Source organism: Amycolatopsis sp. NPDC104775, from assembly GCF_055583325.1.
In genome coordinates this window covers 528,476-548,236 of record NZ_JBVJOE010000005.1, presented here as the reverse complement: position 1 = coordinate 548,236, position 19,761 = coordinate 528,476, and the positions used below count along the sequence as shown (strand labels likewise).

Sequence of the window (19,761 nt, the reverse complement as noted above, 5' to 3'; positions counted from 1 at the left end):
AGATGACCGACTACTACGAGATCCGCCACACAGTCGGCTTCGAAGAGACCAACCTGGTGGGCAACGTCTACTACGTCAATTACGTGCGCTGGCAAGGCCGCTGCCGCGAGCTGTTCCTCAAGGAAAAAGCCCCGGCCGTGCTGGAAGAACTCCGCGACGACCTGAAGCTGTTCACGCTCAAGGTCGAATGCGAGTTCTTCGCCGAGATCACGGCGTTCGACGAACTGTCGATCCGGATGCGGCTGGAAGAGCTTACGCAGACCCAGCTCCAGTTCGCGTTCGACTACGTGCACCTGCACCCGGACGGCGATCGGCTGGTCGCGCGCGGACGGCAGCGGATCGCGTGCATGCGCGGCCCCAACCGGGAAACCGCGCCGTCCCGGGTTCCCGAGCACCTGCGGGAAGCGCTCGCCGCGTACACGATCGACGGCGCGGCGGACGGCAAGGGCATCTGACGTGGCCGGGGAACAGGACAGGTTCGCCGACCAAGGGGTGCTCGCCCGCCTGTCAGCGTCATCCGCACGGCCCACGCTTCCCGAAAAGCACGGCCTGCGCCAAGTGCTGGGCCAGTTCGCGACGGGAGTCACGGTGCTGACCGCGGGCGGAGCGGACGCGCACGGGATGACCGCGAACGCGCTGTCTTCCGTCTCGCTGGAACCGCCGCTGCTGCTCTGCTGCGTCTCTCGGGCGGCACGGATGCACACCGCCATCGTCAGCGCGGGTTCCTTCGCGGTGAACATCCTTGCCGCCGGGCAGCAGGAACTGTCGAAGTACTTCGCCGATTGGCGGCGTCCCGCGGGGATGGGCCAGTTCGACGCGGTCGCCTGGACGGCGGGCAGCGAAACCGGCGCACCGCTGCTGGAAGGCACGCTGGCGTGGCTGGAATGCGAGCTGGAGCAGGTAGTGGCCGGCGGCGACCATTCGATCTTCCTGGGCCGGGTGGTCGCCGCCAGCCGCGGCTCCGGCGAGCACGCGCTCGTCTTCTACGGCGGCCGCTACCACCACGTCGACGGGCACGCCCGCGCGGCGTGAAGACAGCGCCGCCGATCGCGCCGGGCCGCCGGTCCGGGCGAAAACCGCACAGCAGGCCGGAATCGACGTGGTCGGTGCCGACCGGAGCGAGGAGGACCGGCATGACCGCGAACGGACCCATCGGCCGACCGGCGGCGCCTGCGAAACCCCGGCCGGAAACCGCCGACGAGCCGGTGGAAACCAGGATCCGGACGTGTGCCGCTCTCAGCCGCGGAATCGTGTGGGCGGACATCGTCGCCGAGATCGAGCGGGACGCCGCCGTCGTGCGGCGCAGAGAAGCGGCTTGAGCGGCGCGCGGCCAGTTCGGTTGGGTTCCCGAAACCTTCGCGGCCGCCCCGATCCCGCAATCGATGAGGCGCTGAACCCCCGGGGCGGGAGACGACCATCGACAGCGGCGACGACGACAACCGCGAGCTGCCGAGGAGACATCGTGCGCACACCAGACACCTGGGACCTCTTGGTCGACCGCTCCGACCCCGCCGACCTCGTGCTCCGGCCGGGACCGGACCGGCCGCTCGAGCCGGGCCAGATCCGGCTGGCGGTCGAGAAGTTCGGGCTGAGCATGAACAACGTCACCTACGCGCGGCTCGGGGATTCCGCGCTGCCCTTCTGGAACGCCTTCCCCGCCCCGGAGGGGTACGGCCGGCTCCCGGTCTGGGGGTTCGCGCACGTCGAGGAGTCCCGGCACCCGGAGATCGAGGCGGGCCGCCGGTATTTCGGCTACCTGCCGATGGCCAGCCATTTCACCCTCGCGGCCGAGCCGGACGGCGACGGCCTGCTGGACGTTTCCGGCGTCCGCGATTTCATGCACGTCTGGTACCGCACCTACCGGCCCGCGCCGGCCGAGGACGAGCTGGACGACCGCCGCGCGCTGCTGTGGCCGATCTTCCCGGCGTCCATGGTGCTGAACGACTATCTGCGGCGGACCGGCGCACACGGCGCGGACACCGTGGTGGTCACCAGCGCCTCCAGCAAGACCGCGATCGGCATGGCCGGGCTGCTGGCGGGCAACGGGCAGTTCCGGACCGTGGGCGTCACCGCCGACAAGCCGTTCCTGACCGCGCTGGACCGCTACGACGAGGTCGTCTCCTACGACGAGCTCGCCGCGCTGGCGGCCGGCAAGGGGACGGCCGTGCTGGTCGACTTCACCGGCGACGCCAAGCGGCTCGCCGCCGCCTACGAGCTCCTCGCGGACCGGCTGGTGTACACCGCCCTCGTCGGATACACCCACCCCGACGCCCAGCTGGAGCCGCCGGAACTGCCCGGCCCGGAGCCGGAGATCTTCTTCACCCCGGCCTACGAGGAGGAAACCGCGCGGGCCGAAGGACAACCGGCCTACCGCGGGCGGTACACGGCCGCCGAGGAACAGTTCGTCCGGAGCAGCACCTCGTGGCTGCGCATGTCCGCCGGGAAAGGGCCGGACGCGGCGGCCGACGTCTTCCGCTCGCTGCTGGCGGGCGAGCCGGGCCCGTCGGCCGGGCATGTCCTTCGACCGTAGAGGAGAGGTTCCGCCATGCGACCGTTCCGCATCGACATCCCCGAAGCCGACCTCGACGACCTCCGGCGGCGGCTGGCCGAAACCCGGTGGCCCGCCGAGATCCCGGACTCCGGCTGGGAACGCGGGGTCCCGCTGACCTACCTCCGGGAGCTGGCCGAGTACTGGCGCACAGAATACGACTGGCGCGCCGCCGAGGCCGAGCTCAACCGGCTTCCCCAGTACACCACCGAAATCGACGGCGTCTCGGTGCACTTCGCGCATGCCCGCTCGCCGCACCCGGACGCCACGCCGGTGCTCCTCACGCACGGCTGGCCCGGTTCGTTCACCGAATTCCTCGACGTCGTCGGGCCGCTGACCGACCCGCCCGCGCACGGCGGCGACGCCTCCGACGCCTTTCACGTCGTCATCCCCTCCATCCCCGGCTACGGCTTCTCCGGTCCCGTCCGGGAGAGCGGCTGGGACGTGCCGCGAGTGGCCCGCGCCTGGGCCGAACTGATGCGCCGGCTGGGCTACGACCGGTACTTGGCCCAAGGCGGCGACTGGGGCGAGGTCATTTCGCTGGAGCTGGGCCGGACCGACCCCGAGCACGTCCTCGGGGTGCACGTCAACATGCTGGTCACCTTCCCGGCTCCGGACCTGGAGCTGAGCGACGAGGACCGGGCGCGCGTGGCGCACGGCCTGCACTTCGCCGAGGACGGCACCGGCTGGCAGAAGATCCAGTCCACCCGGCCGCAGACGCTCGCCTACGGCCTCACCGATTCCCCGGCGGGCCAGCTGGCCTGGATCGTGGAGAAGTTCAAGGAGTGGACCGATTCGGAGAAGACGCCGGAGGACGCGGTTTCGAGAGACCGGCTGCTGACCAACGTGACGGTGTACTGGCTGACCGCGACCGCGGGCCCCAGCGCGCAGCTGTACTTCGAGACCACGCGCACCACGCCGGACTTCATCCGCACCTGGGGCGGTCCGTGGCCGCTGACCGTGCCGGTGGGGGTCGCGGTGTTCCCGGCCGACGCGACGCGGCCGGTGCGGGCGCTGGCCGAACGCGCGCTGCCCACCCTGGCGCGCTGGACCGAGTTCGAGCACGGCGGCCACTTCGCCGCGCTCGAACAGCCCGAAAAACTGGTCGGCGACATCCGGGCGTTCGCGCGCTCGCTGCGCCGGTGATCGGAGGCGACGATGCGTGTTCTGTTCCTCACCGTGGCGAACCGCTCCCACCTGCACATCGCGACCCCGTTCGCCTGGGCGCTGCGGACCGCGGGCCACGAGGTCCTGGTCGCCGCCCAGCCGGATCTGGCCGGCTCGATCGGAGCCACCGGGCTGACCGGGGTGGCGGCCGGCGACCTGGTCGAGGTCATCGGCGGCATGAACGAGGCCGAGCCCGCTCCGGGCACCGCGGCCCCGGGCGGGCCGCGGCCCAACCCGGTGCAGACCCAGTACGCCGAGGACGATCCGGCGGCCGAGTTCGAGACGCTGGTCGAGCGGCTGTACCCGCTGATGTGCCCGGATTCCCTGTTCGACGACCTGATCGGGTTCGCCCGGACCTGGCGGCCGGACCTGGTCGTCTGGGACATGCTGACCTACGCGGGCCCGGTGGTGGCCCAGGCCTGCGGCGCGGCGCACGCCCGGCTCGTGCTGGCCACCGACGGCGTCGCCCAGGTCCGGTCGGCGTTCCTGGCCGGGCGCCGCGGCGCGGACCGCGACCCGATGCGCGACTGGCTCGGCCCCAAGCTGGCCCGCTTCGGCGGGGAGTTCAGCGAGGAGACCGTGCTGGGCCAGTGGACGCTGGACCTGATGCCGTCCTGGACCTGGCATCCGCCGGGGGTGACCTACCTTCCGGTGCGGCACATCCCGTTCAACGGGCCGGCGATGCTGCCGGACTGGCTGCGGGAGCCGCCGGAGGGCCGCCGGGTCTGCCTGACCCTCGGCAACTCCCACCGCGAGGCGGGCCGGGTCGAGGCCAGCTCCCGCGATCTGCTCTCCGCGGTCGCCGACCTCGACGTCGAGGTGGTCGCGACCCTGACCAAGGAGCAGGCCGGCGAGGCGGCGCTGCCGGACAACGTCCGCGCCGTGGACTTCGTCCCGCTCAACTTCCTGCTTCCCAGCTGCAGCGCGATCATCCACCACGGCGGGGCGGGCACGTTCGCCTCCGCCGTCGAGCACGGCGTTCCGCAGCTCATCACGCCCAGCTGCTGGTGGACCGAGAAGTGGTACGGCCCGGTGGCGATGGCCAACGGCCTGGAGAAGCGCGGGGCCGGAATCTACGTCGGCGACTCCGACGTGATCACCCCGGACGCGCTGCGCGGTGCGCTGGTCCGGCTGGTGGACGACCCTTCCTACCAGGCGAACGCCGCGCGGCTGCGCGAGGAAGCGCTGGCTACGCCGACTCCGAACGACATCGTGCCGGAGCTGGAACGGCTCACCGCGGCTCACCGGACGGAGGCGCCGTGACCCGCACTCTGGAAGAGAGCGACCGCACCGCGGCGGGGCGGACCAGGCGTCCGCGCGACCGGGCCTGGTGGCTCGTGGGCGCGGCGATCTCGGTGGCTTTCCTGGCCTACGCGCTGCCGCCGTACCTGACGCTGAACCCGCGGCTGTCCCGGCTCCCGATGACACCTGGTTTCCCGGAGCACTACGGGTTGCTCGTCGCGCACATCGCGTGCGGGACGATCGCCATCGCCACCGCGCCAGTGCAGGTTTGGGGCCGGCTCCGGCGGCGGCGTCCGGCTTTGCACCGCGTTCTGGGCCGGGTGTACGTGTTCGCCGGGGTGATCCCGGCGGCCCTGCTGTCCTTCGTGATCATGCCGGTTTCGCTGTACCCGCCCGGAAATCTGGTCACCGGCGTGCTGTGGCTGGCCGCCACGGTGGTCGCCTACGCGCACGCTCGCGGGCGCAGGTTCGCCAGGCACCGGCAGTGGATGATTTACAGCGTCGCGCTGACCTACTCGGTCGTGTGGGGCCGCCTCGTGCTGGTGGCTCTGCCGTTCGTTCCCGGCTACTCGCCGCCGTGGGCGATCATGGCCGGGCAGACCGCGACCTGGATCGGGTTCACCGTCAATCTGCTGCTGGCCCAGTGGTGGCTCGGCCGGACGGCTCGCCGCCCGGCCCCGGTTCCCGTTCGCGGCTGAACGGCGGACGGCGCCCCTCGGCAGAGCCGCTGAGGGGCGCCGGTGTGTCATCGGTCAGGCGGCGGGAAGTCCGGCTCGGCGGCGGCCCCAGCGTCGCATGACGGGGCGTTCGACGCCGATGTGGAGCAGCCAGCCGGCCAGCACGGTGGTCACGAAGAACCCGATCAGCACGAGGATCGCGACTCCGGTGGAGAACTGACGGCCGCCCATCAGCGTCCGGCCGTACAGCAGGACGAGGCCCTGACAGAGGTAGAACGCGAAGGACACCTCGCCGAGCCAGACCATCGGGCGGCTGCGCAGCCCGCCGGTGCGCGCGCCGCGCACGTCCGCGGACGCGAAGGAACCGACCAGCAGCCCCAGGGGCACGATCATCACCGCGTCGAACCGGAACACCGGCGGCAGCCAGAGGGACAGGGCGTAGCAGACGGCGAACGCGAGCGAAGACCGGCCGATTCCGGCGTGCCGCCACCGGCCGGTGCGCACGATGCGGGCGATCAGCATGCCGAGCACGAAGTCCGGCAGCCGGGTCGGCGGGAAGAAGTAGCCCAGCCAGAACTGCGCGGTGGAGGGGGATCCGCCCGCGCCCGGCCCGCCGGTCACCGCGGGCAGCGCGAACTGCACCAGCAGCGCCACTGCGGCCACAATCGCGACCACGACGCCAGCCGCCGGCCACAACCGGCGCTCCGGCAACCGCGAAACCGGGCCGATCAGCAACGGGAACAGCAAGTAGAACAACAGTTCCGAGCACAGCGACCAGCTCGGCGAGTTGACGCTGATCGACGCGCCCGGATCGGGCGAGAAGGAATGCACGAGCAGAAGGTTGGGCAGCCAGCGGGATATCGGCGTCGCCGCACCGGCGAACAAGATCATCGTCAGCGCCCAGGTGACCGCGTGGTTGGGATAGATCTTGAGCAGCCGGCGCCGCACGAACGAGCGTCCGGATTCGCCGGGCCGGTGGGACCAGGTCAGGACGAACCCGCTGAGCACGAAGAAAAACGACACGGCGGCGAAACCGCTGGTGTTGAGCACCTCGGCGTACGGGACGGCGACGGCCGGATCGGCGAACAGGTTCACCGGCTGGCCCGGCGTCACCGGCGACGCGGTCAGCGAGCTGTGGAAGGCGAAGACCAGACCAGCGGCCGCGAAGCGAAGCCCGGTCAAGGACGGACAGGCCGGCGAGGCCGGCTCCGGCTTCACCGCGGCGGGAACGGTCGGATTGACTGCGGACACGGAAGCTCCCCTCAGTACGCGCCGGACCGGAGCGGTCCGAGCGGGACGAATCCTCGTCCGGCGGGGTGCGCGCAGCGCCTCCGTGCTTGCGCGATGAAGGCAACCGAGAAGGCGATCCGCCGCCGTGCCGGTGCGAAGTTGGACGGGAAGGGACCGACAAACGGAGCAGGGAGAGATCCGATGCACGAAGGCTGTCCTGTCCTCGACCCGAGCGGTCGCGACCTCCACGGCGAAACGGCCCGGCTGCGCGGACTCGGGCCCGCGGTCCGGGTGGAGCTGCCCGGCGGCGTCCAGGCGTGGTCGATCAACAGCTACGCCGCGGTGAAGAAGGTGCTCGCCGACCCGCGGGTCACGAAGAGCGCCCGCAACCACTGGCCGAGGTTCATCAACGGCGAGATCCCGCCGGACTGGGAAATGATCAGCTGGGTCGCCATGGACAACATGGTGACCGCCTTCGGCGCCGACCACGTCCGCCTGCGCCGCCTGGTCGGCAAGGCGTTCACCCCGCGCCGCACCCAGGCGATCCGCCCGCACATCGCGAAGCTGGCGGACCAGTTGCTGGACAAGCTCGCCACCACCGGGCCGGGCGAGGTCGTGGACCTCCGGCAGGAGTTCGCCTATCCGCTGCCCGCCATGCTCGTGGCCGACCTGATCGGGATGTCCGAACAGGCCCGGGCCGAGACGGCGAAGGTGATCGACATGATGGTCGACACCACGGTCACGCCGGAGCAGGCCCAGAAGACCCTGCAAGGGTGGCGGGGGGCGATGCGGACGCTGATCGAGCACAAGCGGCGCGAGCCCGGCGCGGACATCACCACCGACCTGATCGCGGCCCGGGACGAGGACGGCTCGCGGCTGTCCGAGGACGAGCTGACCGACACCATTTTCGCCATCCTCGGCGCGGGTTCGGAGACCACGATCAACTTCTTCGACAACGCGATCACCGCGCTGCTCAGCCATCCCGGCCAGCTTGCTCTGGTGACCAGCGGAGAGATCAGCTGGGACGCGGTCATCGACGAGACGCTGCGGGTGCAGTCGCCGCTGGCGCACCTTCCGCTGCGGTACGCGGTGACCGACATCGAGCTGGACGGCGTGCGGATCCCGCAGGGCGACCCGATTCTGGTGAACTACAGCGGCGTCGGCCGCGACCCGGCCCGGCACGGCGAGAGCGCCTGCGAGTTCGACACGACCCGGGAGGACAAGGATCACCTGTCCTTCGGCTTCGGGCCGCACTTCTGCCTCGGCGCCGGCATCGCCCGCGCGGTCGCCACGATCGGCCTGTCCGCTCTGTTCCGCCGATTCCCGGAGCTGTCCCTGGCAGTGCCCGCCGAAGACCTGGAGCCGCTGCCCACGTTCATCATGAACGGCCACCGCAGCCTGCCGGTCCGTCTGACCGCCTAGCTCCTCGGCCCCCAAGAAGGCGAAAGCCGCTGACAGTGCCATGACGGCGGCATTGTCAGCGGCTTTCGCCTGTGCGGCATGGGGGAGAGGGGTTCTCCGGAGATCGACGGCGGTCGTCGGCCGCGGTGCCGGTCTTGTCGGTGAGCGGGTTGTAATGCTGACGGCACGAGGAAAACGCGCGCAGCGAAAGGCCGCCCCCGCGTTCGCGGAGGCGGCCGGTGGGTTCGCTCAGCCCTGGTCTTGCAGGACCGAAAGCGTGTTGCCCGCGGGGTCGGCGAACCACGCGATCAGCGGGCCGCCGCCGCGGTAGATGCCGCGTTCGTCGGCGTCGAAGCCGTCGTACCGCAGGAACTTCACGCCCCGGCCGGTCAGCCAGTCCACAACGGACTCGATGTCGGGCACCGGGAAGTTGAGGACCGTGTAGTTGCCCGGCTGGTGGTCCGGGTGCTGGTAGATGAGCACCTCCCGGTCGCCGGACACGTCGAGCCCGAGCAGGCCGTACTTCTCGTCGACCACGCGGACGGCCAAGCCGAGAGTCTCGGAGTAGAAGGTCCGGGCCGCGTCGAGGTCGTCGACGGCGATTCCGCTGAAAGCCTTGCTGTCGTTGAGCATCTCTGTCTCCTTACGGTCGATGGCGGCGGGAGCCGTCAGTGGCCCACCAGTTCGCCGGAACCCGCGCTTTCCTCCGCTGGGCCGGATCCTGCTTCGGCCTGGTTGTAGGCCGGGACGTGGCGCAAGGTGAGCAGGCACAGCACGCCGAGCACCGCGAACACGCCCACGCTCACCCCGACCGCCACGTTCAGCCCGTCGGTGTAGGCCGCGCGCGCAGTGGCCAGCAGCCCGGGTTCGGGATGGCCGGTGGCCAGCAGTTCGCTCAGGCTCCGCCGCGCCGCGGTGGTCTGCTCGGACGCCGGCACGTCGGAAAGGCCGGCGCGGTACACCGCCGCGCCCAGGCTGCCGACCAGTGCGATGCCCGCGGCCAGGCCGAGTTCGCTGAACGCCTGGGACAGCCCCGAGGCCGAGCCCGCCTGGTCCGGCCGCACCGAACCGACCACCAGCGCCGCGCCCAGCCCGGCGGGCAGCCCGTTGCCGCCGAGCGTGACCGCCCAGCCCACCACCAGCAGCCACGGGCTTCCGGTGCTCGGCACCTGCGTGAGCATCAGATACCCGGCCGCGGCGAGGAACATTCCAGCCGCCATCACATAGCCCGGGCGGATCCGCCGGGCCAGCGCCGGGGCGCCGAGCGAACCGGCGGTCATCGCCGCGATGGACGGGACCAGCAGCAGCCCGGCGCGCAGCGGATCCAGTCCGGTCACCAGCTGGAGGAACTGGGTGACCAGGTAGGTGGTGCCGCCCAGGAACACCGCGCCGATCACGCTGATGGTCAGCGCGTTGCGCAGCGTGCGGTTGCCGAACAGTCCCAGATCCAGCAGCGGGTGGTCCACGCGGCGCTGACGGCGCACGAACAGCACGCCGACGGCCAGGCCCGCGACGACCGCGGCGACGTAGGGGAATTCCACGCCGTTGCGGGCCATTTCGGTGATGCCGTAGATGGTGCCGAGCACCGCGAACAGCGAGAGGGCGACGCTGATCAGGTCCAGCGGGGCCGGGTTCTCGTCCCGGAACTCCGGCAGCACGAAGGGGGCCAGCACGATGAGCAGCACCATGACCGGCGCGCCGATCAGGAACACCGAGCCCCAGCCGAACGACCGCAGCAGCAGCCCGCCGACGAGCGGCCCCACCGCGTTGCCGCCGACGAAGCAGCTCATCCAGGCGCCCACCGCGAACGCCTGCTGCTTGGGCTGGCGGAACATCGTGCTGATCAGCGCCATGGTGGACGGGGCCATCGTCGCGCCGGCGATGCCCATCGCCGCGCGGGCCGCGATCAGCATGCCCGCGTTGACCGAGAACGCCGCGACCAGCGTGGCCACGGTGAACGCGGCCGCGCCGAGGACGATGAGCTTGCGGCGGCCGATGCGATTGCCCAAAGTTCCCATCGTCACCAGGAAACCGGCGATCATGAACCCGAAGATGTCGGTGATCCACAGCTGCTGCACGGTGTCCACGTGCAGGCTCTCGCTCAGCCGCGGCAGCGCCAGGTACAGCACGCTCAGGTCGACGCCGAGCAAAAGCGTGGGCAGCAGCAGCACCAGCAGCCCGGTCCACTCGCGCCGCCCGGCGGCAGGCACGTGATCGGTCATTGTCCGGCCTCTTTTCGTCTCGGAGATCGGCTTCGGTACCTACTACGACGGCCGAGCCGGTCGGGAATCATCGGGTGCGCGGAAAAAACGCCGGATCCGCGCGAGAAGAGAGCGCCAGGCCCGCCGGCGCACGACCACCAGCACCGCGTCGCCGGGGCCGCGGTTGTACACCGCGCATTCCTCGCCCAGACCGGCCAGTGTCAGCACGGAGTGCTCGTCGAAGTCCGCGCCGGCGCCGCCGGGGCAGCGGATCTGCACGCGGCCGCGTTCCACCACCACCAGCGAAGAACGCTCGCCCGAGCGCCCGCGGCCGGGCCAGCACTGGCCCGGCGCGAGGTCCACAGTGGACTGCGAGAACAGCCACCGCGAGGCCATCAGACGCTCCGCGGCAGGCCGAACGCCGGGTACAGCTCGGGGGTGAACACGCCCAGTTCGGCGATCAGGCCGTCGGCCACTTCGAGCACGGTCAGCCCGAACGCCTGGTAGGCGCCGGTTCCCGGCTTGCGGGCGTAGGTCGCGACCGCGAGCTGCCCGTTGGCCGACGTGGCGCGGGTGGCGAACTCGACGGCGTCGTCGCCGCGCAGCGCCGGGGACCAGGCGCGCAGGATCGTGTCGCGGCCGGAGTACCAGATCGGGTCCGGGCCCATGTTGCCGCCGGCGCCGGACTGCTGGCCGCAGCGCGCGTCGGCGCGCAGCAGGTCGCCCAGCGCGTTGGCATCGGAGTTGTCCAGGGCGGCCATGTAGCGGCGCAGCACCGCGAGGTCCTGCTCGGAACTGCCCGGCGGCGACGTCCAGTCGATGCGCCGTCGCGGCAGGTGTTTCTTCATCGCCGGCCGGGCCCGCTGCAAGGTGCTGTTGACCGACGCGAGCGTCGTGTTCAGCACCGAGGCCGTCTCCTTGGCGGACCAGCCGAGCACGTCTCGCAGGATCAGCACCGCGCGCTGCTGCGGCGACAGGTGCTGGATGGCCGCCAGGAACGCCAGTTCGAGGGTTTCCTTGGCCTCGACCGCCTCGACGAGCGGCTCCGGGCACGGTTGCAGCCAGGGGACCGCCACCGCGGGCAGCGGCGCCGCGTCCGGGTCGCCCGGGAGCGCGCCGTCGCCGGCGAGCGGCGTGCGGGAGCGCTGGTCCAGCAGGTCGAGGCAGGCGTTGGTGGCGATCCGGTAGAGCCAGGCCCGGAAGGTGGCCCGGCCCTCGTAGCCCTCGCGTTTGCGCCACGCCCGCAGGAACGTCTCCTGCACCATGTCCTCGGACTCGTGGTACGAGCCGAGCATCCGGTAGCAGTGCGCCTGCAGTTCGAGGCGGTACCGCGCGGTCAGTTCGCCGAAGGCGGACTCGTCGCCCGCCCGCGCCGCGCTCACCAGGTCGGTGTTCTCGGCCCCGCCGCCCGGATCCACCCGCATGGTCATGGTCGTCGCCTCCCTGTTCTTCGGACCCTTGTACTCATGTGACGGCCGCCGGAGGGGAAACTCATCGGGCGCCGTTCGCCGGGCGTCACGCGGCCAGCCGATTGTCCGGCCGCTCCGGCGCGGCGGCCACCGGCGCCGGGGCCGCGCGCCAGCCGTTGCGCAGCACGCGCAGCGCGGTCGACGGGCTCAGCAGCGCCGACGGCGGGTCGACCAGTCCCGCGACCCGCATGAACGTGCTGGTGAGCCTGCCGTCCCGGACCGCGGCCGCCCGCAGCCGCGCCAGATAGGCGTTGAGGAATTTCACCTGGGCGGTGCGCTTGCCGGGTACCCCGGCGAACCCCAGGTCACCCGCCGCGGACATCCCCCATGGCACGTCGATGACCTCGGCGAGGTCGGCGAAGAACGCCCGGGCGGGCACGGCTCCTCCCGATTCCAGGCGCGACCGCAGCACGAGCGCCTCCAGGGCGGCGACGGTCATTCCCTGGCCGTACACCGGGTTGAAGCTGCACGCGGCGTCGCCCAGCACCAGGAATCCTTCCGGGAAGCGGTCCAGCCGTTCGTAACGGCGGCGGACGCTGGCGGGATACCGGAACGCGACGGCGTCGTCGAGCGGTTCGGCGTCCCGGATCACCTCGTACACGTCCGGGACCGGCAGCGACCGGGCGAACTCCAGGAACCCCTCAGAGTCGACCGGGGCGCTGTCGCCCAGCACGCCGGTCAGCGAGACGACGCACCGTCCGCCGCCGATGTCGCTGAGGAACGCGCCGCGCGGGCTCGCCGGGGTGGACACCGGGTTGATGGACAGGTCGCCTCGCAGCACGTCCGGCGAGGCAACGGCGAAGTGCCGGGTGGTGTAGCTCAGCTTGATGGGGATCCGGTCCTCCGCGGGACGCTCGTAACCGAGCTCGGCCAGCCAGGCGGGCGTGCGCGAACCGCGCCCAGTGGCGTCCACGATCAGGTCGGCTTCGAGCGCGGACGGCTCGTCCCCGGCCGTCGTGCGCACGCCGGTCACCCGATCCCGGCGAGGGGAGGCGACCAGGCCGAGGACCTCGCGGTGCTCCAGGCGGACGTTCGGGATCGCCCGGACCCGTTCCCGCACGTGGTGCTCCAGCACCGGCCGGCTGGCCGAGACACAGGTCAGGCCGGTGTCGCCGGGGCAGAGCCGCCTGCCGTCGAAGAACCAGCGCAGGCCGCCGAGATCGGCGGTCGGCACCCCGGCTCCGACCATCTGCCGGGTGAACCCGGGGAACAGTTCCTCGAGGATCTGCTGGCCGCGGGCCAGCAGGCCGTGCACGTGCCGCCCCTGCGGCACGCCCCGGCGGGCGCCGGCGACCCCGTCGACGTCGTCCCGGTCGAGGACCAGCACTTCGGCGAAGCTTTCCGACAGCACCCGGGCGGCCAGCAGGCCGGCCATGCTGCCGCCGAGCACTACCGCCCGGTCGCGATTGCGCGTCTCCATCCAGGTCGCCTCCTACGTCCAGCGCCGAGTGTCCAAACCCGGCCGAGAGTCGCACCCGCCGCGAACGGGGTACCACTCCTGCCTTGCCTCGCCCGCGCTCGCGGCGGAAGTCGTGCAAAACCCATGCGGAGCGGGTTCACCGGTCACTGTCGGCGACCGGCGTCGCGTGCCGACAATGGCACCGCGCGGACCTCTCCGGCCGCATTCCAGGACGACATTCCAGGACGACGACGCATCCTCGATGGGGGCTCGATGCTGGTACTCGGGATCAACGGCAACTTCGGGACCGAAAGCGCGGACCTGGTCCCCGGCATGCCGGACTACTACTTCCACGACGCCGCCGCCTGCCTGGTCCGCGACGGGGAACTGGTCGCCGCGGTGGAGGAGGAGCGGCTCAACCGGATCAAGAAGACGACCAAGTTCCCGGTCAACGCCGTCCAGGCCTGCCTGGATCTCGCCGGGGCGGCGCCCGGGGACGTGGACGCGGTCGGCTACTACTTCGACCGCGAGTTCACCGACCAGGCCCTCAACAACTGGTACGTGGAGAACCCGGCGACGCCGCTGCGCTACGCGAGCGACCTGATCGGGGACCGGCTGCACGGGCGGCTCGGCTGGCGGCCCCCGGACGACCGGCTGGTGTTCACCGAGCACCACGTCTGCCACGCCGCTTCGGCGCTGGCCCAGTCCGGAATGGACGAAGCCCTCGTCGTGGTGCTCGACGCACGGGGCGAGGAGCATTCCGGCACCGTTTTCCACGGCGCCGGCGCGGATCTGGCCACGCTCGGCCGGTACTCGATCGCGCAGTCGCTGGGCACGTTCTACGAATCGGCGATCAACCTGATCGGCTACCGGTTCGGCGACGAGTACAAGGTGATGGGCCTGGCCCCCTACGGAGATCCCGGACGCTATCGCGAGGTGTTCGACGAGCTGTGCCGGCTCGAACGGGACGGCGGCTACGAGCTCAACCCGGGCTCCCCGGAGATGAACCTGGTCTGTCCCGCGTTCTTCGCGAACGGATTCCTGCCCCGGCGCAAGGGCGAACCGCTGACCCAGCAGCACATGGATTTCGCGGCCGGTCTGCAGGACGCGCTGGAACGGATCGTGCTGCACGTGCTGGGGCACTGGGCCCGGACCACCGGCCTGCGCAAGCTGTGCTTCACCGGCGGCGTCGCGCACAACAGCAGCCTGAACGGGCTGATTCTGCGGTCCGGGCTGTTCGACGAGGTGTTCGTGCACCCGGCTTCGCACGACGCGGGAGCCGCCGAGGGCGCTGCCCTCTCCGCCGCTCGGAGCCTCGGCGCGGCACCGCCGCCGGTCGCCCGGATGCGCAGCGCCAGCCTCGGACCGGGCCTTGGCGACAGCTACCAGATCGAACGCGCGCTGAAGGCGTGGGGCGATCTCGTCGACTACGAGCGGCCGGAGGACGTGGTCGGCGCGACGGCGGAACTGCTGGCGGGCGGGGCGGTCGTCGCCTGGGCACAGGGCCGATCGGAATTCGGTCCCCGAGCCCTGGGCAACCGCAGCATCCTCGCCGACCCGCGGCCGAAGGAGAACCAGACCCGGATCAACGCGATGGTGAAGAAGCGGGAGAGCTTCCGGCCGTTCGCCCCGGTGGTGACCAGCCGGGACGCGGACGTCTACTTCGAGCTCCCGGCCACCGCGGCGAACTACGACTTCATGTCCTTCGTGGTCCCGGTCCGCGAGGAGCGGCGGAGCCAGCTCGGCGCCGTGACGCACGTCGACGGGACCGCCCGGGTGCAGGTCGTCGACGAGGAGGCCAACCCGAAATTCTCCCGTCTGGTGACCAGGTTCGGGGACCTGACCGGAACCCCGGTGCTGCTGAACACCTCGTTCAACAACAACGCCGAGCCGATCGTGCAGGACCTCACCGACGTGCTCGCCGGTTTCCTGACCACCGGGCTGGACGTCCTCGTCGCGGGGGATTTCGTGGTGCGCCGCAAGCCAGGGGCCGACCTGGACTTCGACGATTTCGTGCTGCGCTTCCGGCCGGTCACCCGGGTCTCCCGCACCGTCGCGACCGACGGGTCCGGGGCCGCGACGCGCCGCTGCGAGATCGCGCTGGACTACGCGACCGGCCCGCGGCGGGAGATTTCCGCCCGGCTGCACGACCTTCTGTCCGAAGTGGACGGACACCGGACCGTCGGGGAACTGGCCGCGCGCGCGGGCCATTCCCTGGACGAGGAGCTGCGGCGGGAGCTGCACTCCCGGTGGCAGGACCGGATGTTCACGTTGACGCCGAGGGTTCGGTAGGTGCTCTGGTGTCCGTTCCCAGCCAGCACCGCGCCCCGTACGGCGACGACGCGCTGCAGCACGCGTTGAACGCCTGCGCCGAGGTCCGCCGCTTGCTCGACGCGGCCGTGCGGCACCGCCGGGTGGGCCGACGGCGGGAAGCGGTCGAGGATCTGCGGACGGCGTCCGCCGCGGCCCGTTCGGCCAACGAGGCGGTCAAGTTCTGCCTGGTGCGCGAGGCCGACGCGGTCCGGGAGGAGGCGGCGAAGCGCGCCGCCTCCTGATGACGAAACCTTTCCGAGGAGGTTGGCATGACTGACAGCGCCGATGTCGTCGTCGTGGGCGGCGGGATCTTCGGCAGTTCGGCCGCGCTGCATTTGCTGGAGGCCGGGGTGCCGCGGGTGCGGCTGCTGGAGCGGGACGGCTTGTTCGAGGGCACGACCGGCGCGGGCGGCGGCTTCCTGGCCCCGTGGACCACGCTGTCGCCGCTGCACGGCGCGACCTCGCCGATGCTGCCGGTGGAGCGCTACGGCCTGGAGTTCTACGCCGGTCTGCACGAGGCAGGCTACGACGTCGACTACCGCCGCAACGGCCTGCTGTGGGTCTGCGCCAGCGAAGACGCGTGGGAACACAACCGCGGCCTCGCCTGGACGGCGGCCGACCCGGACAGCGTCCCGCTGGCCGGCGACCGGATCACCGAGCTCACCGGCGGCGTGGTGAACGGCGATCTGGTGCGGGCGGCCCAGTACCTGCCCAGCGGAGCCCAGGTCACGACCGCCAAGGTCGCGGCCGCCATGGCCGACCGCATCACCCGGGCGGGCGGCGTGATCGACACCCGGCGGCCGGTCACCGGCATCCGGGTCAGCGGCGGCCGGGCGACCGGCGTGGACACGCCTTCCGGGCCGGTGGAGTGCGACAGCGTGGTGGTCGCGGCCGGCGCCTGGAACACCGAACTGCTGCGGCCGCACGGGTATTTCCTGCCCGCCGTCCCGCAGATCACCTCGCGGATCATCACCGAGCCGCTCGGGCTGCCGGAGACCCTGCCAGTGATGATGCTCATGGGCACGCTCCCGGACGAGCCCGGCGGCGGCACCGTGCTGTGGGTGCGCTGGCACGACGGCGGCCTCCTCTGGGGCGGCATGTACACCACGTATCCGCGCAATGTCCTGGTCGACCAGCCGGTGCCCGACCGGCTGGACGAACTGCCCACCGACGGCGTGCTGGAAAACCAGCGGGTCGCCCGGGCCGCCCGCTACCTGCCCGCGCTGTGCCAGCCGAGCAGCATCCGGGTCAAGCACGGCGCACCCTGCTACACCCCGGACGACATGGCGCTGCTCGGCCAGGTGCCCGGCCTCGACGGCCTGTACGTGGTGGGCGGCGACAACGAACTCGGCGTCACCCACGGCCCCGGTTTCGGCCGGGCGCTGGCCGAGCGCATCGCGCTGGGCCGCACGGAACTGGTCGGGGACCTGGAACCGTGGCGGCCGGACCGGTTCGCCGGGATGTACTCCACCCAGTCCGAGGCGCTGGCGCCGGTCGCCGCGTCGTTCGAGCAATTGCTGGCTGGCGACTCGGCCGCCTGATCGCACAACGAAAGGGGCCGCTCCGGAAGCTCCGGGGCGGCCCCTTTCGTTGTGCCGTCAGGGTTTCTTCGTGCCGAGGAACAGCCCGCGGGCGGCGAACCCGCCGTCCGCGGCGACGTGTTCGGCCGCGCAGCCCGCCCGCTCGATCGCCGTGCGGTACTGGTCGGCGGTGAAGAGGTGCAGCGGCTGGACGTGCCGCAGGTGGCGGATCCCGCCCGGCCCGGCCACCAGGTAGTCGGCCTGATGGCGCACCGCGGCTCCGGTCCGGCGGGAATGGGACAGCCGCAGGATGACCCGGCCGGGTTCGCGCACCACGTCCCCGGCCACGTGACCATCCAAAAAGGACTCAGGCGACCACCACGGGTCCACCGCCAGCAGGCCTCCGGGAGCCAGGTGCGCGGCCATGCGGCGGCACGCGGCGGCCAGTTCGGCCTCGCCGGCCATGTAGCCGATGGAACTGGTCAGGCAGCACACCACGTCGAACGTCCGGCCCAGGTCGAAATCGCGCATGTCGCCCTGGTGCACCGGGATCCCGTCGAGGTTTTCCCGCGCGAGGGCGCACATGGACGGCGACAGCTCCACCCCGGCCAGTTCGGTGAAGTGGGCGGCCAGGCCGCGCAGGTGCGCGCCGGTGCCGCAGGCGACGTCCAGGACGGACCCGGTGCGGCCACGAGCGCGCGCGATCTCCGCGAGGACCGCCGCGTCCGCCTCGAAGTCTTGGCCGCGGCCGGCGTAGAACGCTTCGTAGACCGTGCTGACGTCCTCGTCGTAGACCGCGCTCACCGCACGCTCACCGACTCGAGCAAGGTGTCGGCCACGAAGTCGACCTCGTCGTCGGTGAGGGCCTGATGCAGCGGCAGGCACAGCGTCGCGGACACCGCGTGCGCGGCATTCGGCAGCCAGCCGGTCCAGCCGTAGGCCTCCACCTCGTGCAGCGCGGCGTAGCGGAACGTGGTGTAAATCCCGGCCGCGTACAGGTCGGCGGCGATCCGGTCGCGCTGGCCCGGGTCCACCTGGATCCAGTACATGTAGTGCGACGAGGTCTGACCGGCGGGCAGCGGCGGAGGGGTCGCGATCCCGACCGCGCCGCGCAGCCGCCGGTCGTAGTGGTCGACGATTTCCTGGCGGCGCCGGATGAACTCGTCCAGCCTGCCCAATTGCACCAGCCCGACGGCGGACTGCATGTCGTTCATCACCGACCGCCGGGAGAACGACGAGATCTGGAATTCCCACCACCGCGAACCGGCCTGCTTGGCCTGGGAGAACCCGCTGAACTGCTCCAGTCCGAAATACGCCAGCTTGCGGCCGCGCTCGATCAGCCCGGGATCGCGCGCGGCGAGCATTCCGCCGTCCCCGGTGACCAGGATCTTGGCTCCGTCGAAGCTCCACACGCCGAGGTCGCCGACGGTGCCGCAGGCCTGACCGTCCACCCGGGACGACGGCGCGCAGGCCGCGTCCTCGACGAGCAGGACGCCGCGCTCCCGGCACAGCCGCGCGATGGCCACCACGTCCCCGGCCCGGCCGCCGTAGTGCAGCACGATCACCGCTTTGGTGGCCGGCGTCAGCGCGGCCGCCACGTCGGCCGCGGTCGGGTTGAGCGTGCGCGGGTCGACGTCGCAGAACACCGGGCGGGCGCCGAGCGAGGCGATCGCGTTGCCCGCGCCGACGAAGCTGACCGTGGGCAGGACGACGTCGTCGCCCGGGCCGACTTCGGCCAGCTGCATCGACAGGAACAGGCCCTCGGTGCACGAGTTGACCGTCATCACCCGGTCCTGCCCGATCCCGAGGTGGCCGGCGAACGCGGCCTCGAACTTGGCCGTCCGCTCGCCCTTGCCGACCCAGTTGCTCTCGAACACCTCCGCCACCGCGGCGAGTTCCTCCTGGCCAAGGCTGGGCTGAAAAATGTTGATCACTGCCGGTCCCTTCCCGGTTCGCGTTCGGTCAGCAGCTGCAGCAGGCCCGCGACCGACACGCCGCCGACGATCTGCCGTCGCCGGATCAGGCCGGGGACCTCCGCCAGCGGCACCCAGTCGACGCGGTCGGACTCGTAGGCGTCCGGCGGCGGCCCGATCCGGTCGGCCCCCTCGGCGAGGAAGATGTACTGCTCGGCGTCGGTGATCCCGGCGATCGGCTGCAGGTAGCCGATTTCGCGCAGGGACCGGGGCCGCCAGCCGGTCTCCTCCTCGGCCTCCCGGGCCGCCGCCCGCGCCGGGCTCTCGCCGCTTTCCATCCACCCGCCGGGCAGCTCCCAGTTCCAGGTGTTGGTGGTGAACCGGTGCCGCCACAGCATCAGCACCCGGTCCCGGTCGTCCAGGATCAGGATCCCGACCGACGGCCCCAGCCGGATCAGGTGGTGTTCCCGCCGTTCGCTGTCGAACTCGATTTCGGACAGGCACAGCTGGACCCAGTCGCTGTGGTAGAGCTCGCGTTCTCCGTGCACTTTCCACCGCATGAGCGCTCCTCGGTTCGACACGCGTCGCGTCTCCCGAAGGTAGATCCGCGGCGCGGCCGCGTCCTCCTGCCGATTGCGCGGCGGTCCAGAGCAGAGCAGGAGATGCCGCGCGGGCGCGCCC

20 protein-coding genes are annotated in these 19,761 nt (G+C 71.5%); 11 read left to right on the top strand and 9 right to left on the bottom strand.

Annotation, left to right across the window (positions count from 1 at the left end; genetic code table 11):
• Positions 1-2: 2 nt before the first annotated feature.
• The 7 genes from ACZ63D_RS25270 (at position 3) to ACZ63D_RS25240 (ending at position 5,655) form a co-directional block, all read left to right on the top strand.
• Positions 3-455 carry an acyl-CoA thioesterase gene (locus ACZ63D_RS25270; protein WP_465356811.1) on the top strand — a complete coding sequence of 151 codons (453 nt, stop codon included), beginning with the start codon at positions 3-5 and terminating at the stop codon, positions 453-455.
• A gap of 37 nt (positions 456-492) precedes the next feature.
• Entirely contained in the window at positions 493-1,032 is a 540-nt protein-coding gene (locus ACZ63D_RS25265) for a flavin reductase family protein (RefSeq protein WP_465357002.1), read from the top strand.
• 101 nt (positions 1,033-1,133) lie between these two features.
• Positions 1,134-1,319: a DUF6222 family protein gene (locus ACZ63D_RS25260; protein ID WP_465356810.1), complete on the top strand. Its 186-nt coding sequence runs from the start codon at positions 1,134-1,136 to the stop codon at positions 1,317-1,319.
• A gap of 143 nt (positions 1,320-1,462) precedes the next feature.
• A complete protein-coding gene (locus ACZ63D_RS25255; RefSeq protein WP_465356809.1) occupies positions 1,463-2,530 on the top strand; it encodes a DUF2855 family protein in 1,068 nt (355 codons plus the stop codon).
• A gap of 15 nt (positions 2,531-2,545) precedes the next feature.
• A complete protein-coding gene (locus tag ACZ63D_RS25250) occupies positions 2,546-3,694 on the top strand; it encodes an epoxide hydrolase family protein (RefSeq protein ID WP_465356808.1) in 1,149 nt (382 codons plus the stop codon).
• Between the two features lie 12 nt (positions 3,695-3,706).
• Entirely contained in the window at positions 3,707-4,978 is a 1,272-nt protein-coding gene (locus tag ACZ63D_RS25245) for an activator-dependent family glycosyltransferase (RefSeq protein ID WP_465356807.1), read from the top strand.
• Positions 4,975-5,655, top strand: a complete 681-nt coding sequence (locus tag ACZ63D_RS25240) for a DUF2306 domain-containing protein (protein ID WP_465356806.1) — start codon at positions 4,975-4,977, stop codon at positions 5,653-5,655. The genes ACZ63D_RS25245 and ACZ63D_RS25240 overlap by 4 nt, the downstream gene beginning before the upstream one ends.
• 54 nt (positions 5,656-5,709) lie before the next feature.
• Here the strand turns inward: ACZ63D_RS25240 and ACZ63D_RS25235 are convergent, their stop codons facing one another.
• Positions 5,710-6,885, bottom strand: a complete 1,176-nt coding sequence (locus ACZ63D_RS25235; RefSeq protein WP_465356805.1) for an acyltransferase family protein — start codon at positions 6,883-6,885, stop codon at positions 5,710-5,712.
• A 180-nt stretch (positions 6,886-7,065) separates the two neighbouring features.
• Here ACZ63D_RS25235 and ACZ63D_RS25230 point away from each other — a divergent pair, with 180 nt between their 5' ends.
• Entirely contained in the window at positions 7,066-8,286 is a 1,221-nt protein-coding gene (locus tag ACZ63D_RS25230; RefSeq protein ID WP_465356804.1) for a cytochrome P450 family protein, read from the top strand.
• Between the two features lie 228 nt (positions 8,287-8,514).
• Here the strand turns inward: ACZ63D_RS25230 and ACZ63D_RS25225 are convergent, their stop codons facing one another.
• From ACZ63D_RS25225 to ACZ63D_RS25205, 5 genes are all read right to left on the bottom strand, one after another.
• Complete coding sequence (locus tag ACZ63D_RS25225) at positions 8,515-8,898, bottom strand: VOC family protein (protein ID WP_465356803.1); 384 nt, start codon at positions 8,896-8,898, stop codon at positions 8,515-8,517.
• A 35-nt stretch (positions 8,899-8,933) separates the two neighbouring features.
• Positions 8,934-10,487, bottom strand: a complete 1,554-nt coding sequence (locus tag ACZ63D_RS25220; RefSeq protein WP_465356802.1) for an MFS transporter — start codon at positions 10,485-10,487, stop codon at positions 8,934-8,936.
• A gap of 42 nt (positions 10,488-10,529) precedes the next feature.
• Positions 10,530-10,862: a hypothetical protein gene (locus ACZ63D_RS25215; RefSeq protein WP_465356801.1), complete on the bottom strand. Its 333-nt coding sequence runs from the start codon at positions 10,860-10,862 to the stop codon at positions 10,530-10,532.
• The gene (locus ACZ63D_RS25210; protein ID WP_465356800.1) at positions 10,862-11,896 is read right to left on the bottom strand and encodes an RNA polymerase subunit sigma-70; all 1,035 of its coding nucleotides are present in this window, start codon (positions 11,894-11,896) and stop codon (positions 10,862-10,864) included. Before ACZ63D_RS25210 ends, ACZ63D_RS25215 begins: the two co-directional genes overlap by 1 nt.
• Before the next feature lie 85 nt (positions 11,897-11,981).
• Positions 11,982-13,355 (bottom strand): FAD-dependent oxidoreductase, encoded by a 1,374-nt coding sequence (locus ACZ63D_RS25205; RefSeq protein WP_465356799.1) that lies wholly within the window; start codon positions 13,353-13,355, stop codon positions 11,982-11,984.
• Positions 13,356-13,607: 252 nt separating this feature from the next.
• On the opposite strand from ACZ63D_RS25205, the gene ACZ63D_RS25200 reads away from it, so the two are divergent.
• Genes ACZ63D_RS25200 through ACZ63D_RS25190 form a run of 3 tightly spaced genes read left to right on the top strand, consistent with a single transcriptional unit; the run spans position 13,608 to position 17,188 of the window.
• A complete protein-coding gene (locus ACZ63D_RS25200) occupies positions 13,608-15,626 on the top strand; it encodes a carbamoyltransferase family protein (protein ID WP_465356798.1) in 2,019 nt (672 codons plus the stop codon).
• Between the two features lie 8 nt (positions 15,627-15,634).
• Positions 15,635-15,889 (top strand): hypothetical protein, encoded by a 255-nt coding sequence (locus ACZ63D_RS25195; RefSeq protein ID WP_465356797.1) that lies wholly within the window; start codon positions 15,635-15,637, stop codon positions 15,887-15,889.
• A 27-nt stretch (positions 15,890-15,916) separates the two neighbouring features.
• A complete protein-coding gene (locus ACZ63D_RS25190; protein WP_465356796.1) occupies positions 15,917-17,188 on the top strand; it encodes an NAD(P)/FAD-dependent oxidoreductase in 1,272 nt (423 codons plus the stop codon).
• Positions 17,189-17,245: 57 nt separating this feature from the next.
• On the opposite strand, the gene ACZ63D_RS25185 is transcribed toward ACZ63D_RS25190, so the two are convergent.
• From ACZ63D_RS25185 to ACZ63D_RS25175, 3 genes are read right to left on the bottom strand one after another with little or no spacing between them, the layout of a single operon-like run.
• Positions 17,246-17,971 (bottom strand): class I SAM-dependent methyltransferase, encoded by a 726-nt coding sequence (locus ACZ63D_RS25185; RefSeq protein WP_465356795.1) that lies wholly within the window; start codon positions 17,969-17,971, stop codon positions 17,246-17,248.
• On the bottom strand, positions 17,968-19,101 hold the full coding sequence (locus tag ACZ63D_RS25180; RefSeq protein ID WP_465356794.1) for a DegT/DnrJ/EryC1/StrS family aminotransferase: 1,134 nt from the start codon (positions 19,099-19,101) through the stop codon (positions 17,968-17,970). The genes ACZ63D_RS25185 and ACZ63D_RS25180 overlap by 4 nt, the downstream gene beginning before the upstream one ends.
• Complete coding sequence (locus ACZ63D_RS25175; protein WP_465356793.1) at positions 19,098-19,640, bottom strand: NUDIX domain-containing protein; 543 nt, start codon at positions 19,638-19,640, stop codon at positions 19,098-19,100. The genes ACZ63D_RS25180 and ACZ63D_RS25175 overlap by 4 nt, the downstream gene beginning before the upstream one ends.
• Positions 19,641-19,761: the final 121 nt, after the last annotated feature.

Excerpts from the sequence above, each read along its gene's own strand:
- ACZ63D_RS25225 (WP_465356803.1), bottom strand. The coding sequence starts at position 8,898 with ATGCTCAACGACAGCAAGGCTTTCAGCGGAATCGCCGTCGACGACCTC.
- ACZ63D_RS25215 (WP_465356801.1), bottom strand. The coding sequence starts at position 10,862 with ATGGCCTCGCGGTGGCTGTTCTCGCAGTCCACTGTGGACCTCGCGCCG.
- ACZ63D_RS25200 (WP_465356798.1), top strand. The coding sequence starts at position 13,608 with ATGCTGGTACTCGGGATCAACGGCAACTTCGGGACCGAAAGCGCGGAC.
- ACZ63D_RS25205 (WP_465356799.1), bottom strand. The coding sequence starts at position 13,355 with ATGGAGACGCGCAATCGCGACCGGGCGGTAGTGCTCGGCGGCAGCATG.
- ACZ63D_RS25190 (WP_465356796.1), top strand. The coding sequence starts at position 15,917 with ATGACTGACAGCGCCGATGTCGTCGTCGTGGGCGGCGGGATCTTCGGC.
- ACZ63D_RS25220 (WP_465356802.1), bottom strand. The coding sequence starts at position 10,487 with ATGACCGATCACGTGCCTGCCGCCGGGCGGCGCGAGTGGACCGGGCTG.
- ACZ63D_RS25250 (WP_465356808.1), top strand. The coding sequence starts at position 2,546 with ATGCGACCGTTCCGCATCGACATCCCCGAAGCCGACCTCGACGACCTC.
- ACZ63D_RS25270 (WP_465356811.1), top strand. The coding sequence starts at position 3 with ATGACCGACTACTACGAGATCCGCCACACAGTCGGCTTCGAAGAGACC.
- ACZ63D_RS25210 (WP_465356800.1), bottom strand. The coding sequence starts at position 11,896 with ATGACCATGCGGGTGGATCCGGGCGGCGGGGCCGAGAACACCGACCTG.
- ACZ63D_RS25230 (WP_465356804.1), top strand. The coding sequence starts at position 7,066 with ATGCACGAAGGCTGTCCTGTCCTCGACCCGAGCGGTCGCGACCTCCAC.
- ACZ63D_RS25245 (WP_465356807.1), top strand. The coding sequence starts at position 3,707 with ATGCGTGTTCTGTTCCTCACCGTGGCGAACCGCTCCCACCTGCACATC.
- ACZ63D_RS25175 (WP_465356793.1), bottom strand. The coding sequence starts at position 19,640 with ATGCGGTGGAAAGTGCACGGAGAACGCGAGCTCTACCACAGCGACTGG.
- ACZ63D_RS25260 (WP_465356810.1), top strand. The coding sequence starts at position 1,134 with ATGACCGCGAACGGACCCATCGGCCGACCGGCGGCGCCTGCGAAACCC.